This window comes from Mycobacterium sp. RTGN4, assembly GCF_033804635.1.
Taxonomy (GTDB): domain Bacteria; phylum Actinomycetota; class Actinomycetes; order Mycobacteriales; family Mycobacteriaceae; genus Mycobacterium.
In genome coordinates this window covers 160,872-176,744 of record NZ_JAPZLB010000010.1, presented here as the reverse complement: position 1 = coordinate 176,744, position 15,873 = coordinate 160,872, and the positions used below count along the sequence as shown (strand labels likewise).

The window sequence follows — 15,873 nt, the reverse complement described above, 5'->3', positions numbered from 1 at the left end:
GCCGGTGCAGCCGAAACCGCGTGGCACGCATACGGTCCGACCGATCGACCCGGAATCGGGGATGGCCCGGGATGAGCGGTCAGACGAACGCCAGCCCAACCGGAGTTGAACAGTTGGATACATTCGCTGGGATTCTTTCGGTCGTGGCTGATCATCCCCGTAGACACGTTTTTCGCAGGTAGAGATTCGGCTACGCCGCGGTTACTGTCTGCCTGTCAAAACCGCTGTCTTTCCTCGAAATCCGGGAGTCGTCGTGAAGGTTCGTCAGTCCGCGTCGTTAGTGGCCGGTGTCTGCACGCTGTGCGTTGCGGCGTCGGGAACGGTTACTCCCTTGCCGACGGCCTCGGCTGCCGCGCCAGCGGAGGCCAAGGCGCCCGTCGTTTCACGGCCCTACCTACTGGACGCGGCCATCTCCCCGATCGACCAGCTCGCGAGCTTTCCCTACCAGAGCCTGATCCTCGTGCTGAAGGCCGCCGCAGGCGTGGCCGGGGGCGCAGACGGACTGGGCAACCTCGGACCCCAGAGCCTGCAAGGCCTGCCCGCGATCGTCTACCAAGCCGTCACTCAGCCGACGGCGACCAGCAACCTCGAAACCTTGCCCGCGGCGTTCCAGACCGCGATCAACACCGAGGTGACCGCGCTGCAGAACCTCACCACGCTCCCCGCGCGGATCGCAGCCCTACTGCCTGCCCTGACGGCGCTCAGTGTGGCCCAGAACGTCTTGGTGGCGAATACGGCCGCCCCCACCGTTGGGACCGCAGCGGCCGTCACCCCGGCCGCCGCCGCCATCAGCCCGATCGACCAGCTCGCGAGCTTCCCCTACCAAGCCGGAATCTTGATCCTGAAGGCCGTCGCGGGCGTGGCCGGCGGCGCAGACGGACTGGGCAACCTCGGACCCCAGAGCCTGCAAGGCCTGCCCGCGATCATCTACCAGGCCGTCACTCAGCCCACGGCGACCAGCAACCTCGAAACCCTTGGGGCAGCGTTCCAAACTGCGATCGGCATTGAAGGCACCGCGCTGCAGAACCTCACCACGCTCCCCGCGCGAATCGCAGCCCTACTGCCTGCCGTGTCAACACTCAATGTGGCGCAGAACGCGACGCCCGAGCTCCGTACCGCAGCGGCCGTCACCCCGGCCGCCGCCGCGATCAGCCCGATCGACCAGCTCGCGAGCTTCCCCTACCAAGCCGGGATCTTGGTGCTGAAGGCCGCCGCGGGCGTGGCCGGCGGCGCAGACGGACTGGGCAACCTCGGACCCCAAAGCCTGCAAGGTCTGCCCGCCATCGTCTACCAAGCCATCACCCAACCCACCACGACCAGCAACCTCGAAACCTTGCCAGCGGCGTTCCAGACCGCGATCGGCACCGAAGAGACCGCGCTGCAGAACCTCACCACGCTCCCGGCGCGAATTGCAGCCCTGCTGCCCAGCGCGACGACACTCAACGCGGCCGCGAACAACGTGAACGCGAAGAGCACGCTCGTCTCCGACGTCAAGACCGAGGACGCCGTAACACCGTCCACCACAAAGCCTTCCCTGACCTCGGGCTCGCTTGGCCTCGATCTGACACCCCCCGTCAAGAAGGCCCCGCGCGCACTCACCGCACCCCTGCGGGTCAGCAACCTGCTGGATCCGGTCACCGTCAAGGATGACACCAAGGGCGCTGGCAAGGATGCCACCCCGGACGTGGACAAGAGTTCGACAACCCCGGCGACCACGCACACGAAGAAGACCAACGACAACCCCGTGTCGAATGCCATCAAGTCGATCACCAAGGCCGCAAAGGATTCGGGCTACACCGGCAAGCATCGCGCCGACGCCAAGTCCGATGGCGCCAAGGACGGCGGTTCCAAGGACGGCGGCGGCAAGAAGTAGCAGCCGCGCCTGACAGACGGCACCATCGAAAACGCCAGAGGACTTGCGCCTCTGGCGTTTTCGTGTCAACGCGAGGAAGTATCAGGGCCGAACCGAAACTGCCCAGCGCGCTTTGCAATACGACACGGCACCCGCGGGCAGCGTGGCGGCCCAAGGCGTTTGTGACCCGGTAGCCGGGTCAGCACCCCATCAGAAGACGCGTACCCAGTCGACGAGCATGTCGGCCGGGTAGTTGCCCCCCTTCGGATCGCCACCGCCGGACCCCGAGACCGCGAGATTCAGCACCGGAAACACCCGGTAGTCGGGCAGGTTGAACGGCCAGCCGTCAAGGGAATCCGATGGCACCTGAAAGTAGGGCTGCATTCCGTCGACGTAGTCCATCCAGAAGGACATGCCTTGTTCATTCCAGGTCACGCGCCAGGTGTGCCAGGCGCTGTCGACTGGCCACGGCTGCGTCGCGAACGAGGTGCCGTCTTCCCGCGCGTGCACCGTGGTACCCGACGGCCAGTCCTGGTTGCCGTACCACTCGACCAGGTCGACTTCGCCGCCAACCTCTGGATGGTCGTTGGATAGCCACCAGGCCGGCCAGCAACCGTTGGTGAGGCAGTCGAACTTGATGCGGGCTTCCCAGGTGGTGTTGATCCCACCCCAAAAGGTGCCCTTCAGCTTGCCGCTGACGTACTTGCCGTCCGCGCTTCGCGTCGCGCGGATGACGAGGTTGGACTTGCCATCGAGGAACACGTGCTGGCGATCATTGCGGTACTGCCCCATGTTCTCCGGCCGGTCCCAGAACACCGGGTTCCTGATCGTCTCGCGCTCCGTTGCGATCATCCACTTACCGGCATCAGGAGCCGAGCCCGCGGGGCCATCGAACTCGTCGTGGAAGAGATACGTCGACGTTTGGGCGGTGGGCGGCGCAGCGGGCGGCGACGCGGGCAGCGCCCTGGCCTCCGGAAGTGGGAGCGCGGCGGCCATCGCACCGATCCCGGTCATCATCATCAAGTTGCGGCGGTTCAATTCGGGCACAGGCAAGACCATAAGGTAACGACGCCGAACTCGGGCGTCATGGCTCCCCGCTAAGTGCCGACGGTGTGTCGAGGCCCCGTTTGATCTCGAGCCTGCGGAGTTTGCCAGATGACGTCCTCGGTAACGTGCCGGGTTTTACGAAGCGCACGTCAGAGGGCACGATGCCGCATTCGGATGCGACCCGCGCAATGAGCTGACCGCGCGCAGCGGCTTCGTCGGGTCCGCGAAATTCCGCGACGACGACCACGCCGGGACGAATGGAGCGTTCCCCAACGCCCACGGCTGCGACGGCTCCCTCCCGGACACCTGGCACTTGCGCGGCCACCTGTTCGACTTCTGCGGGGAACACGTTCCGCCCGGCCACGGTGATGAGCTCCTTGACCCGGCCGCAGACCACCAGGCCACCGTCGACGAAGTAGCCGAGATCGCCAGTGGCGAACCACTCGTCGGCAGCCAGCGCCACGTCACCGAGATATCCCGACATCATCGACGACCCACGGATCGCGATCTCGCCGACCGCGCGTCCAGCTCGGTCGGCGGCGGAGCCTCGCGGCTCGATGCGGACGTCCATACCTGGAATCGCGTGGCCGAGGACCGCGTGCCGCTGCGATGACGTCCCCGCCTCCGTCGTCGTGGTCGACTCGTCGATCAACAGTCCCCGCCCCGGCTCGGGAACCGTGACGGCACAGGTGCATTCAGCCAAACCGTAGGACGGGGCAAGCGCGCCTGCGGAAAAGCCGAAGCGGGCCAGCTCCGAGGCGAACCTGGCCGTCAGTTCACAGTCAACGGGTTCCCCGCCGTTGAGGGCGAAGCGCACGCTTGCGAGGTCGACGTCGGTGACCCGGCGCGAGTACTTTCCGATCAATCCGTAAGCCATGTTGGGCGCCGCGGTGATGGTGGCCCGACTTTCGGTGAGCCAGTTCAGCCATCGAAACGGCGACGCCTGAAATGCCGTGGTCGGCGCTTGCCACACCTCGTTGCCGTTCAGCGCCCCCGACAGCAGGAAGCTCAGCCCCATGTCGTGGTAGAGCGGCAGCCACGAACAGCCGACGTCTGACCCCGTGACGCCGATGCGGGCGTTGAGCGCGTTCAGGTTGGAAAGCACGGCATCAGGCGAAAGCTGCACCGTCCGTGGGGTTCCCGTCGACCCGGCGGTGCCTTGAAGCAAAGCAACCGACGCGTCGATCGCCGGGGGTACGAAGGTCGTGGAACGGTGAAGGCGCGCAACGGAATTGAGTTCGTTGACTACGGGCGGCGGCCCCGCCGCCGACAACCGCTGGAGGTGTACGCCGGCGCTGAGCACGCGGCCGACGCCCATGCCGGCGAACCGGGCCAACGTGGCCTGTGCCCACCGATCCGCATCCGCGCCCCGCACGGGGCCGGGAAGTATCGACACTGCGGCGCCGGCCAGAAACGCGCCGACGACGGCCGCGATCAGTTCTACGGTGGGCTCCCCCGACAAGCCGAGGGCGGAGACGTCCTCGTTCAACAGCCAGTCAGCGACGTTCTGTGATCGCGCGAGGACCTCCGGCCATGGATGGCGCATCCACGTTCCATCGACGAGCACGACGAGGTCGTTGTCGCTGGCACCCAGGCGCTGGGCGAACTCCGATGCCAACGAGTCCTCCGACGACCGCGTCGCGCGTCGATCCGCATCGGGCACCATGCTGGCAAACTACACGGGAAACTGACGCCGCTGTCAGCTAGGTGTGGCTGCCGTAACGGAACGGGATTCGACTACGAATCAGTGCGATCGGGCTCAGGTCGTCGCACGGACGGCTTCAGGAAGGCGACGGCAGCGATCGCGCCGACCACGCCGATGACGGCCCAGAACACGATTGAGAAGATCAGCGATCCTCCGAGCCAGCCGTATGTCAGCGACGCGAAGAGCATCCAGAAGACGCGGAAGGCACTGCCTGCCGCGAGCACGCCGAAGCTGATCCCGATCCACCGGCGGCGCCAGGGATCGATGCGGTTGATGTGTTCCTCGATGCTGGTGGGGACAATGTTCATGTGCTGCATTCCTTCGATGGGGCGCCGCCACGTTGGCGTCGTCGTTGCAGCAAGTACAGAACGTCCGGTCGGCTACCGATCCCAAGAACTGCCGCAGCTCAGGTGAACGGGTTCAGCACGAGATTGCACAGCTGCGGCAGGTGCCCGATCGGAACGAATGACACCAACATGCGGCAGGTACTTGCGGCCCGTCCCACCGGTCCACCGCACACCGGCCAGGCTCCAATCCCTTGCGTCTGGAGTACATTCCGCGCCACCCGAATCTGTTCTTCGCGACTCGCGTCGGACGGCGCTCCGACGCCGCCATTCGACGCCCAGGTAGCGGGGGTGAACTGCAGTCCGCCGTAGAAGCCGTTGCCGGTGTTGGCGCCCCAGTTGCCGCCTGATTCGCATTGCGCCATCGCGTCCCAGTTGGGCTCGGCGCTCGCCGACGGAATCGCAAGGGCTGAAGACGCCACGGTGATCATGCCGGCCACCGCGATCACGCCAAGAGTCGTACGCACGCTCATGTCGATCCTTTCGCAGGGACGCGCGCCGAAGCGCGCGGCCAACTAAGGGGTGAGAGGCGGTCTCCCAGAGCTCAGTGGTGATGCTGACTTTACAGATGAGGCGGGAGTTATACAGCTGGGCTAATGAGTCTAAAAGAAGTCTCTGAGTTTATTTAAGTCTGCTGTGCCTGGCGTGTCAGGTGGGACTAAAGCGAATTGTGCCGTATTCTGCCGTCAGCGCAGGTCAGAGCCGTGAGAATAACCGCAGCCCGGATTTGGTGTGGTTGATGTTTTTAAGAATATTGAGGTTGAAGTGGCAAGGCAGACTTTTGCGATCTGTGATGCTTATGTGATTGATGATGTTATTGATGTAAAAGCGCTAAATGGGGCTATTGGTGCTTAATTGATTATTGAGACGCAAGTGATTGGTGTGACGCAAGTGAATCGGCGTGCACCTTCAGAACGGGCTGCTGTTCGACTGCGACTTCGCTGACTCCGGACGTGGACCGTAGCGCTCAAGGTAAGCCGCGTGCAGGTGTGCATCCCGCTGGCGCTTGAGCGCGTCAACCAGGTTCGGATCCAGTCCATGCTGCGCGAGGCGGTGGCGGCGCCACACCTTGTTGAGCGCGAGCGACATCAGAAGGGCCCAGATGTAGATCGGGGCCGTCATTTCCAGATGCACGTAGAACGATGCCGGGAGCAGCCAGAACGGCGCGAGCACTAGCAACGGGGGAATCGCCATCCGGATCATGTGCCTGCGGACGGCACCCTGACCGGCCAGGTCGTGGGCGACCCAGTCCCTCATCGTGTTTGGCAGACACCGGCCATACGAATACGTGAGGTACTGCCACGGGGTGGGTCGGGCGGTGGCCATGATGACTCCTACGGTTGGTTGTTCAGACGTCGAGGGCGCCTGCGGCAAGTGCGGCGGCGTTGATGCGGGTCAGCACGCTCCTGAGTTCCATGAGCTCGGGCATTCCGACGCCGAGCCGGGCGACGACGGCCGGCGGAATGTCCAGCGCCCGGGCACGCAGCTCAATCCCACCGGCGGTCAACTCGACGTCGGTGGCGCGCTCGTCGGCGGCGTTTCGGGTGCGAGTGATCAGGCCAAGCGTCTCAAGGCGCTTCAGCATCGGCGACAGCGTGGCCGAATCCAGTTGCAAGGCAAGGGCAATCTGCTTGACCGATAGCGCAGGCCGCCCGCCGGAGGCCGACCGCTGGTGATCCCAGAGCGCCAGCATCACCAGGTATTGGGGATGAGTGAGCCCCAGCGGCTCCAAGAGCGGCCGGTACACCGCCAAGACCGCCCGGTTGGTGACGGCGAGTGCGAAACACACCTGCTGTTCGAGGGCGAGCGGGTCGAGCTCCGGAGCGGTCGAGGTGGCCATATTTAAATAGTACGCTAACTATTAGTGCACTATCAATTGTGTGCCGCACCACTTCGCCGCGAGCCGCTGGTGTATCCGACACCATGGAAACCTCACGAACCTCGATGACGGAGCGTCTACAAAGCGTGATGGTCAAACAACCCTTCGAGGCAGTGGTCACCGACCACGGTCCTGCGGTACTTCGCGTGTGCCGCGCGGTCGTGGGGCCGATCGACGCCGACGATGCCTGGTCGGAATCCTTCCTATCGGCGATGAAGGCCTACCCAGATCTGCCTGCCAACGCGAACGTCGAAGCCTGGCTGGTCACCATCGCGCACCGTAAGGCCGTCGACATCGCCCGTGCGCGGACGCGGCGCGCGATTCCGACCGACGAAGTACCCGAGCGGCCGAGCGCCCCGATCGCCGAGCGCAACGACGAGCTCGCGGACGCGCTCGCCCGACTGCCGGACAAACAGAAGCAGTCAGTGGCCTACCACTATCTGGCGGGCCTGCCCTACTCCGACGTCGCCGCGATCCTCGGCGGCAGCACCGAGGCCGCCCGACGCGCCGCCGCGGACGGCATCGCCACCCTCAGACGCACATTTTCCAAGGAGCACCAGCATGATTGACGACGACCTCGCCCGCGCCCTGACGCATGTCACTGACGCAACGCCCAACGAGATGTTCGAACTGCACGCCCGACTCGCCGCGACCGCGCACCGCGAAGGCATTCTCGACATCGCCTACCGCGTCGTCGACAGTCCCGTCGGAGCCCTGCTGCTCGCCGCGACGGAACTCGGCCTGGTCCGCGTCGCCTTCGCCGTCGAGGGACACGACTCCGTGCTGCAGAGCCTGGCCGACAAGGTGAGCCCACGCATACTGCACTCCCCCGGCCGGCTCGATCCGATCGCGCGCGAACTCGACGAGTACTTCGCAGGCGGCAGGCGAGCTTTCGACGTGCCCCTGGATTGGCAGCTGTCGGCCGGATTCCGCAGCACCGTGCTGCACCACCTCCCCGACATCGGCTACGGCCATACGGCGAGTTACGCCGCCGTCGCCACACTGGCCGGAAACCCGAAGGCGGTGCGCGCCGTCGGCAGCGCGTGCGCCACCAACCCGCTGCCCGTCGTGGTGCCGTGCCACCGGGTGGTCCGCAGCGACGGCGCGATGGGCGGCTATCTGGGTGGGGTCGATGCGAAGCGCACCTTGCTCACACTGGAGCACGCCGCGTGAGCGCCGCGGGAACGACGTGGTGCGACCGGGTCGCGGCAGTCGACTGGGAGACCGTCCGCGCCGACCTCGACGCGGTGGGCGGCGCACTGACCGGACCGCTGCTGACGCCCGACGAAGCGGCGCAACTCGCCGCGCTCTACTCCTGTGACGCACAGTTCCGGTCGACGGTGAACATGGGCAGGTACCGCTTCGGCGAGGGCGAGTATCGCTACTTCGCCGAGCCGCTCCCCGAACCGGTCGTCGCACTCAAACAGGCGCTGTACCCGAGACTGCTTCCGATCGCCCGCGACTGGTGGACTCGGCTCGGCCGCGAAACACCTTGGCCCGACAGCCTTTCCGAGTGGCTGCAGATGTGTCATGCCGCCGGGCAGCGGAAGCCGACCCCGATCCTGCTCAAGTACGGCCGCGGAGACTGGAACGCTCTGCATCGCGACCTGTACGGCGAGTTGGTGTTCCCGCTTCAGGTGGTCATCAACCTCAACGAACCAGGGACCGACCACACCGGCGGCGAGTTCCTGCTCTACGAGCAACGGCCCCGAGCACAGTCGCGTGGCACGGCGATACTCATCCCGCACGGTCACGGGCTGGTGTTCACCACCAGAGACCGCCCCGTGCGATCCAAGCGCGGATGGTCCGCAGCCCCAACGCGGCACGGCGTCTCGACGATTCGATCCGGTACGCGATTCGCGCTCGGACTCGTGTTCCACGACGCCGCGTGACGCCAGCACGTCGGTCGTCGTACACCCTGCTCGACGCCAACGGCCGTCCGTACGTCAGCGCCACACCCGGCATGTTCGGCGGGCACCGCCGCGGGAAGCTCTATGGCAGGCTCGACTGCGCCTCGGCCCGACGGGCTCTGGACGCAGGCGGCTACGCCACCGACCGGGTGTTCTTCGCCGATGAACCGACCGCCGTCGCCGCCGGCTACCGGCCATGCGCGGTGTGCCTGCCTGCGGCCTATGCACTGTGGAAGCACCAGGACTAGGACTCAGCTCTTGCGTGCTGCGACCTTGGCTTCCGATATCGCGGCCATGGCCCGCTCCGTCAGATCCGGCCACGGTGGTCGGCGAAGGACGGCCGCGGTGCCGAGCAGTGCCGCCACGAACCCCGTGCCCACCGCGATCAGAGCGACCCTGCTGCCGTCGACCGCCGGTGTCCACGTGACGTTCTGCGCAGTGACGGTATAGATGCCGACCGCGCGTCCTCTCGAACTACTGACGGTGACGATCACGGTGCCGTTCGACGCTTCGAACGGATCGCTGAAGATCATGCTTCGCTCCTTACGACTCCCTTTGCTCAAGGTACTGCCCCTCGCGGGGCTGGAACACCCGCTGCCGCAATCTGATCCGGCTGGACCTTGCCGTCCCACTCCGGCCCGGGTTGAGTGAACGCAAACACGGGGAGGAATCGACATGGTCCCGCAGTACCTGCCCGCGCAGCGCCAGGACGCGCTACGCCGACTGCAATCCGGTGAGTCGCCCGCGGCGGTCTCGCGAACGACCGGGATCAGCCGCAGCACATTGGCCCGCTGGCGAGCCGCGGAGCGGGCCAGCGCTGCTGACCCAGCGCCCGCGGCACCCGACGGCAAGGTGGCCGACATCACCGGTCCCGGCATCAGCGATCGATGGGGTGTGACCGCAACCGATCTCGGGGCGTGCGTCGTCGCGCCGAACGGCAAACTGGTGGCGGTGTTCGGAGACACGTTCTCCGGCAACCGGGTTGGCGAGGGCACGTGGCGCTCACCCGTCGTCCTGATCGGCACGGGGGACGCCCAGCACCCCATCTCCTGGGAGCGCGCCGGCGGTGAGAACCCCGACTTCGCCGAACAACTGTGGTTCTACGTCCACGATTCGACCGGTCCACGCTGGACCCAAGGCGGGATCAGCACCGTGCTGCCGTCGGACCTGCTGCGGGTCGGCGACACGCTGTACTTGCACGTGATGGTGAATCGCGGTTTTCCAGAGGTCATCTGGACCGAGCTCTGGCGATCCGACGACAGTGGGATTTCCTGGCAACACATGGGCGAGCAGGCGAAGTTCCCTGCGGCGCTGCACAACGGATTCGCCCAGTGCTGGTCGTGGGACTACGACCCCGACGACGGCTGGGTGTACGTGGTGTCGACGGGCTTCAAGCGGGACAAGGGCATCATTCTGCGTCGGGTTCGCCCAACCGACATCGGCGACAGGTCGAAGTACTCGGGCTGGGGCTTCGCAGCCGGGCGCTGGGCGTGGGACAACGAGCCCACCCCGATCACTCCGCCCGGGGAGACCTGGGGCGAACTGTCGTTTCGCCGACTCGCTAAGGGTTCGTGGATCCTCGGCGGGTTCCTGTCGTCGAAATACGCGCTCGGCTACCGCACCGTCGACGGACCCACTGCCAACATGTACACGGCCCCAGTCCAGCTGCCCGTCACGGGCTCGGGGTGGAACGACGAGGACCACTCGGCGAACCGAGTGGCGCAGCTCTACGGCGGTTACGTTTTGCCGGGCTCCCGCCTCGACGTCGCAGGCGGCGCAGGCCTGGTGGTTTCGCAATGGAAGACCGACAGCGGCTGGCCGTACCGAGCGATGCAATTCCGCTCGACCCTGAAGGACACCACGCGAGGTCCCGGACGCGACCCGGCGGACCCGATCAACCTGTAGCCCTCGCGCTCGTGTCGACGATGTGAGCAGGTTCCACTGCTAGCGTGTGTGTCAGCCTCGTGGTCGATCATTCGTCATCACCAGGCGCGATGAGTCCGAAATACCAACCGCGACAGACGGTGTCATGAATCGTAAGTTCACCTACGGCTCCGCCCAGCTGGCCGATGGCCGCTCCGCGGCACGTAGAAAATGCGGACGGCGTCAGCGTCACTTTTGCCATTGCGCTTAAACGGGTTACGGGTGCCACGCCGATGGCGTAATATGCTAAAACACTAACTTAGCAAAGAAAGACCTTTAACTGTCGTGACTCTTCGTAGCGACGAAACGACGAACACCTACGAAACCACGCATTAGCATCCCACCCAGATATCTGCAGATCAACGCGGCAAACGAGATCCAGGCGCGATGAGGAGGCACTGTGCAATCGCTCAGCTCGCTTCGGATTCAGTTGTCACGGCACTATTCGCCAAGGTCATGCCTATGACCCGGGCGCAGGCATCCACAACGTGAGGGCGCGGTGAGCGGCACCACGGTTCGCGTCGCCCTCGGCGCGACGACGATCGCGGCGATCGTGGCCATCGTGGTCGTCGCGGTTGGCTTGTTCCAGAATGGTTTCTCCGACACCGTGCCCGTCACCGTGCTGTCGCAACGCGCAGGCCTGGTGATGAACCCCGACGCGAAGGTGAAACTTCTCGGCGTCCCGATCGGGCGGGTCGGCTCGATCGAAGCCCTCCCCGACGGTCAGGCGGCCATCCACCTGGAACTCGAGCCCGATCAGCTGGCTCAGATTCCCGACAACGTCGCCGTGACCATCGAGTCGCCAACGGTCTTCGGGGCCAAATCGGTGAACTTCGTCCCCCCGGACAATCCGTCACCTAAAGCGCTGCGCCCGGGCCAGGTGCTCCAATCCGACCACGTCACAGTCGAATTCAACACCATCTTCGAGCAACTGACTTCGGTGCTCTCCAAGATCCAACCGGAGAAGCTCAACGAGACCCTCGGCGCCATCGCGTCCGCCTTCAACGGGCGCGGACAGCAGATCGGCGAGACCCTGAGCAACTTCGATCAGTATCTCGCAAGGGTGCAGCCCAGCTTGTCGAACCTCAGTCACGACATCGAGGTTGCGCCGCAAGTGCTCAACGCCTATGCCGATGCGGCGCCGGACCTGCTGAAGGTCGTCGAGAACTCGACACAGCTCAGTCAGACGCTGGTCGCCGAACAACGCAACCTCGATGAATTCTTGGTCAGCACCATCGGCCTTGCCGACATCGGTAACGACGTCATCGGTACCAACCGCCCCGCCCTGACCGACCTCGTGCACCTGCTGGTCCCGACGCTCGCACTGACCAATCAATACAACTCAGCGCTGACCTGCACGCTGCAAGGGCTGTTCGTACTGCAGGACGCACCGCCCTTGGACAAGCCGGGCATCGTGGACTCCATCGGGTTCCACCTCGGGCGGGAACGCTACCGCTACCCGAGCAACCTGCCGAAGGTCGGCGCGAGCGGCGGTCCGTTCTGCCTCACCCTGCCCAACGTCCCCTTCGACTCGCGCCCGCAGTTCGTCGTCAGCGACGTCGGCACCAACCCCACGCAGTACGGGAACCAGGGCATTCTGCTGAATTCCGACGGGCTCAAGCAGTTGCTGTTCGGACCGATCGACGGACCACCGCGCAACACCGCACAGATCGGGCAGCCGGGATGACGCGCGGCCGTGGGCAATTCGTCAAGCTCGGGGCATTCGCGGTGGTGATGGTGCTCCTGACCGGACTCCTGATCGTCGTCTTCGGCCAGTACCGCACCGGTACGACGAACTCTTACTCCGCAGTGTTCAAGGACTCCTCTGGGCTGAAGCCAGGAGACTCGGTCCGTGCAGGCGGCTTGCGCGTCGGGACGGTCGACGACGTCTCGATGCAGCCGGATCACACCGTGGTGGTGGCGTTCGACGCCGACCGCATCGTGCCGTTGAGCACCGAAACCAAGCTCGCCGTCCGATACCTCAACCTCGTCGGCGATCGCTTCCTCGAGGTGATCGACGCCCCCGGTTCGACGAAATTCCTGCCTGCGGGCGCACGGATCCCCGCCGATCGCACCGCGCCTGCGCTCGACCTGGACCTTCTACTCGGCGGCCTGAAACCGGTCATTCAGGGACTCAATCCGCAAGACGTAAACGCGTTGTCGGCGGCGCTGCTGCAGGTGTTCCAGGGTCAAGGCGGCACGCTTGACTCGCTGCTTTCCAAGACTTCGTCGTTCACCAACGGATTGGCCGACAACGACAAGGTGATCGAGGCCTTGATCGACAATCTGAACAAAGTGGTGGGGACGCTGTCGGATGATGGCGCCCAATTCTCGGGCGCCATCGATCGGCTCCAACATCTTGTCACCGACCTGTCCACGGACCGCGATCCGATCGGTGCTGCCATCGAATCGCTTGACAACGGAACGGCCTCGCTCGCCGACCTACTCGGACGCGCCCGCAAGCCGCTGGCAGGCACCGTCGACCAGTTGAGCCGACTGGCGCCACTGCTCGACGACGACAAGGGGGTCATCAGCACCGCGTTGGGGAAGGCGCCTAACAACTACAAGAAGCTCATCCGCCTCGGCGCCTACGGAAGCTGGCTCAACCTCTACATCTGCGGACTGTCGATCAAATCGACTGACTTGCAAGGAAATACCGTGGTCTTCCCCTGGTTCGAGCAAAACACGGGGAGGTGCAGCGAGCCGTGATCAAGTACCGCGAAGCCAAACTGGTCCGGGTCGGTTTCATCGGCGTCATCCTCGTCATGCTGATCATCGCCGTCGGACTACAGCCCGAGCGGCTGAGTCGGCTGGCGACCGACCAGCGCTACCAAGCACTGTTCACCGAAGCCGGCGGCGTTTCCGTCGGCAACGACGTGCGGCTTTCTGGCATGAAAGTCGGTTCGGTGACCGGTGTCTCGCTGGACAAGGGCAAGGCGCTCGTCACGTTCAACATCAAGAGCAGCATCGCGCTGGGGTCGCAGACCACGGCCCACATCCGAACCGGCACATTGCTGGGCCAACGAATCGTCACGCTGGAGCCCGCGGGCAGCGGTCGCATGCACCGTGGTGACGTGATCCCGGTGTCGCGCACGTCCTCCCCGTACTCGTTGACTGAGGCCATCAGCGACCTCACCACCAATACCGCGGGCACCGACACCGGCGACGTCAACCAAGCGCTGGACACCTTGTCGCAGACCCTCGACCAGATCACCCCGCAACTCGGCCCGACGTTCGACGGCGTGACCCGGCTGTCGCGCTCGCTGAATAGTCGCAATGACTCGCTGCGGTCGCTGCTCAAAAGTGCGGGCAACGTCAGCGGCGTACTCGCGCAGCGCAGTCAACAACTCAACACGCTGATCCTCAACGCCAACGATTTGATCGGGGTGCTCAACGACCGGCGCGAAGCCATCGTCGGCTTGCTGAACAACGTGTCGGCGCTCTCGAAGGAGTTGTCCGGACTGGTGGCCGACAACGAGAAGGAGTTGGCCCCGACGCTCACGAAGCTCAATTCGGTGACGGCGATGTTGGAGCAGAACCGCGACAACATCGGGAAGACCTTGCCCGGGCTGGCCAAGTATCAGATCACCCAGGGCGAGTCCGTCGCCAGCGGGTACTTCTACGACGCGTTCGTGTCGAATCTGCTTCCGTCGGAGTTGTTGCAGCCGTTCTTCGACTACGCGTTCGGGTTCCGACGCGGCGCGAACGCGGGCCAGCCACCCGACACCGCAGGTCCGCGAGCTGAACTCCCGTTGCCCTACAACGGTATTCCAGGTGGTCCGCGATGAACGCGAAGCTCGTGAGAGTGCTGACCGCGGTCGCGCTGGTGGGCTTGCTCTTCGGTGCAGCAGCATTCGTCGTCAACCGCACGCTCCTCGCCCCAAGAACGATCACCGCGTACTTCGTCAGCGCCACCGGCATTTACCAGGGCGACGAGGTCCGGGTCGCGGGTGTGAAGGTCGGCTCCATCGGCTCCATCGAGCCAGCTGGTGGTCAGGCCAAGATGGTGATCCACGTCGATCACGACGTGCCCGTGCCCGCGGACGCCAAAGCGGTCATCGTCGCTCAGAGTCTGGTCGCGGCGCGGTACGTGCAACTCACGCCCGCCTATGAGACCAGCGGCCCCACGATGGCCGATGGTGCGGTGATCGGAGTCGACAGAACCGCGATCCCGGTCGAATGGGACGAAGTCAAGGCTCAATTGACACGCTTGGCAACAGATTTAGGCCCTCGCAGCGGGGTGTCCGGTACCTCGATATCCCGGTTCATCGACAGCGCTGCGGGCGCCTTGGACGGGAACGGCGAGAAGTTGCGTCAGACGATTGCGCAACTCGCGGGATTGGGTCGCACGCTTGCCGACGGTAGCGGCAACATCGTCGACGTCATCACGAATCTGCAGACCTTCGTCACCGCGCTGCGAGACAGCAATCAGCAGATCGTTCAGTTTCAAGACCGGTTCGCCACCCTGACGAGTGTGGTGAACGACCAGTCCAATCTGGGCACGGCGTTGACGGATCTGTCGTCCGCGATTGGGGACGTCCGTCGCTTCGTGGCGGGCAGCCGCGACCAGACGGCCGAGCAGTTTCAGCGACTCGCCAACGTCACACAGAATCTCGTCGATCACAAGCTCGATCTGGAGAACCTCCTCCACGCCGCGCCCAACGCGGTCGCCAACGGCTACGACATCTACGACCCGGACAGCGGCGCGCAGGTGGGGCGGTTCGCATTGAACAACTTCTCGAATCCGAGCGCGCTGCTGTGCAACGCCATCACGGCCGTCGCGAACGTCACCGCAGGTGAGACCGGAAAGCTCTGCGCACAGACGCTCGGTCCGGCACTGAACACGATCAGCATCAACGAACTGCCCTTTTCCCTCAACCCGTATCTCGAGAAGTCCTTCAGCCCGGACCGAATCATCTACTCCGATCCGAGTTTGGCGCCGGGTGGCACCGGCCCGAAACCTGTGCCGCCCGACATCCCGCCCGCGGTCTCGGCGTACACCGGCCTGAATGGCGACCAGCCCGCACCTCCCGGATTCGGGCAACCGCCTGCGGTGGCGCCGGGGTCGTCCGCGCCTGACCACCTGCCTGCCGATCCGTCGCCCGCGCTGTTCCCCGGGGCACCCGTACCGGGTCCGCCGAGCGTGCCCTCGATGCTGCTGCCCGCTGAAGCGGGGCCGCCACCAAGCGCAGGTACCCCGTGATGGCCGCCCG

The 15,873-nt window shown here is 65.0% G+C and carries 17 protein-coding genes; 10 read left to right on the top strand and 7 right to left on the bottom strand.

Going from position 1 to position 15,873, the window contains the following annotated elements; all coding sequences use genetic code 11:
* The first annotated feature begins 253 nt into the window (after positions 1 to 253).
* Positions 254 to 1,873 (top strand): hypothetical protein, encoded by a 1,620-nt coding sequence (locus SLQ30_RS22130; RefSeq protein WP_319448635.1) that lies wholly within the window; start codon positions 254 to 256, stop codon positions 1,871 to 1,873.
* Positions 1,874 to 2,062: 189 nt separating this feature from the next.
* Here the strand turns inward: SLQ30_RS22130 and SLQ30_RS22125 are convergent, their stop codons facing one another.
* From SLQ30_RS22125 to SLQ30_RS22100, 6 genes are all read right to left on the bottom strand, one after another.
* Positions 2,063 to 2,911 (bottom strand): glycoside hydrolase family 16 protein, encoded by an 849-nt coding sequence (locus SLQ30_RS22125; RefSeq protein WP_319448636.1) that lies wholly within the window; start codon positions 2,909 to 2,911, stop codon positions 2,063 to 2,065.
* Positions 2,912 to 2,936: 25 nt separating this feature from the next.
* Positions 2,937 to 4,565 carry a long-chain-fatty acid--ACP ligase MbtM gene (gene mbtM / locus SLQ30_RS22120; RefSeq protein ID WP_319448637.1) on the bottom strand — a complete coding sequence of 543 codons (1,629 nt, stop codon included), beginning with the start codon at positions 4,563 to 4,565 and terminating at the stop codon, positions 2,937 to 2,939.
* 71 nt (positions 4,566 to 4,636) lie between these two features.
* A complete protein-coding gene (locus SLQ30_RS22115; RefSeq protein WP_319448638.1) occupies positions 4,637 to 4,912 on the bottom strand; it encodes a hypothetical protein in 276 nt (91 codons plus the stop codon).
* A gap of 98 nt (positions 4,913 to 5,010) precedes the next feature.
* Positions 5,011 to 5,379: a transglycosylase family protein gene (locus tag SLQ30_RS22110; RefSeq protein ID WP_319448788.1), complete on the bottom strand. Its 369-nt coding sequence runs from the start codon at positions 5,377 to 5,379 to the stop codon at positions 5,011 to 5,013.
* A 478-nt stretch (positions 5,380 to 5,857) separates the two neighbouring features.
* Positions 5,858 to 6,274 (bottom strand): DUF5313 domain-containing protein, encoded by a 417-nt coding sequence (locus SLQ30_RS22105; protein WP_319448639.1) that lies wholly within the window; start codon positions 6,272 to 6,274, stop codon positions 5,858 to 5,860.
* A 22-nt stretch (positions 6,275 to 6,296) separates the two neighbouring features.
* Positions 6,297 to 6,788 carry a MarR family transcriptional regulator gene (locus SLQ30_RS22100; protein WP_319448640.1) on the bottom strand — a complete coding sequence of 164 codons (492 nt, stop codon included), beginning with the start codon at positions 6,786 to 6,788 and terminating at the stop codon, positions 6,297 to 6,299.
* Between the two features lie 104 nt (positions 6,789 to 6,892).
* On the opposite strand from SLQ30_RS22100, the gene SLQ30_RS22095 reads away from it, so the two are divergent.
* From SLQ30_RS22095 to SLQ30_RS22080, 4 genes are all read left to right on the top strand, one after another.
* Entirely contained in the window at positions 6,893 to 7,396 is a 504-nt protein-coding gene (locus SLQ30_RS22095; RefSeq protein ID WP_319448641.1) for an RNA polymerase sigma factor, read from the top strand.
* Positions 7,397 to 7,448: 52 nt separating this feature from the next.
* Positions 7,449 to 8,000, top strand: coding sequence for a methylated-DNA--[protein]-cysteine S-methyltransferase (locus tag SLQ30_RS22090; RefSeq protein WP_319448789.1), 552 nt, complete (start codon positions 7,449 to 7,451; stop codon positions 7,998 to 8,000).
* On the top strand, positions 7,997 to 8,719 hold the full coding sequence (locus SLQ30_RS22085) for a 2OG-Fe(II) oxygenase (RefSeq protein ID WP_319448642.1): 723 nt from the start codon (positions 7,997 to 7,999) through the stop codon (positions 8,717 to 8,719). Before SLQ30_RS22090 ends, SLQ30_RS22085 begins: the two co-directional genes overlap by 4 nt.
* A gap of 71 nt (positions 8,720 to 8,790) precedes the next feature.
* Entirely contained in the window at positions 8,791 to 8,985 is a 195-nt protein-coding gene (locus SLQ30_RS22080) for an Ada metal-binding domain-containing protein (protein ID WP_319448790.1), read from the top strand.
* 3 nt (positions 8,986 to 8,988) lie between these two features.
* On the opposite strand, the gene SLQ30_RS22075 is transcribed toward SLQ30_RS22080, so the two are convergent.
* On the bottom strand, positions 8,989 to 9,270 hold the full coding sequence (locus SLQ30_RS22075) for a hypothetical protein (protein WP_319448643.1): 282 nt from the start codon (positions 9,268 to 9,270) through the stop codon (positions 8,989 to 8,991).
* 142 nt (positions 9,271 to 9,412) lie between these two features.
* Between SLQ30_RS22075 and SLQ30_RS22070 the strand changes: the two genes are divergently transcribed.
* From SLQ30_RS22070 to SLQ30_RS22050, 5 genes are all read left to right on the top strand, one after another.
* A complete protein-coding gene (locus tag SLQ30_RS22070) occupies positions 9,413 to 10,642 on the top strand; it encodes a DUF4185 domain-containing protein (RefSeq protein ID WP_319448644.1) in 1,230 nt (409 codons plus the stop codon).
* A 517-nt stretch (positions 10,643 to 11,159) separates the two neighbouring features.
* Positions 11,160 to 12,347, top strand: a complete 1,188-nt coding sequence (locus SLQ30_RS22065) for an MCE family protein (RefSeq protein ID WP_413468125.1) — start codon at positions 11,160 to 11,162, stop codon at positions 12,345 to 12,347.
* Positions 12,344 to 13,369, top strand: a complete 1,026-nt coding sequence (locus tag SLQ30_RS22060; protein ID WP_319448645.1) for an MCE family protein — start codon at positions 12,344 to 12,346, stop codon at positions 13,367 to 13,369. Before SLQ30_RS22065 ends, SLQ30_RS22060 begins: the two co-directional genes overlap by 4 nt.
* On the top strand, positions 13,366 to 14,448 hold the full coding sequence (locus SLQ30_RS22055) for an MCE family protein (protein WP_319448646.1): 1,083 nt from the start codon (positions 13,366 to 13,368) through the stop codon (positions 14,446 to 14,448). The genes SLQ30_RS22060 and SLQ30_RS22055 overlap by 4 nt, the downstream gene beginning before the upstream one ends.
* The gene (locus tag SLQ30_RS22050; RefSeq protein WP_319448647.1) at positions 14,445 to 15,863 is read left to right on the top strand and encodes an MCE family protein; all 1,419 of its coding nucleotides are present in this window, start codon (positions 14,445 to 14,447) and stop codon (positions 15,861 to 15,863) included. The genes SLQ30_RS22055 and SLQ30_RS22050 overlap by 4 nt, the downstream gene beginning before the upstream one ends.
* Positions 15,864 to 15,873 lie beyond the last annotated feature (10 nt).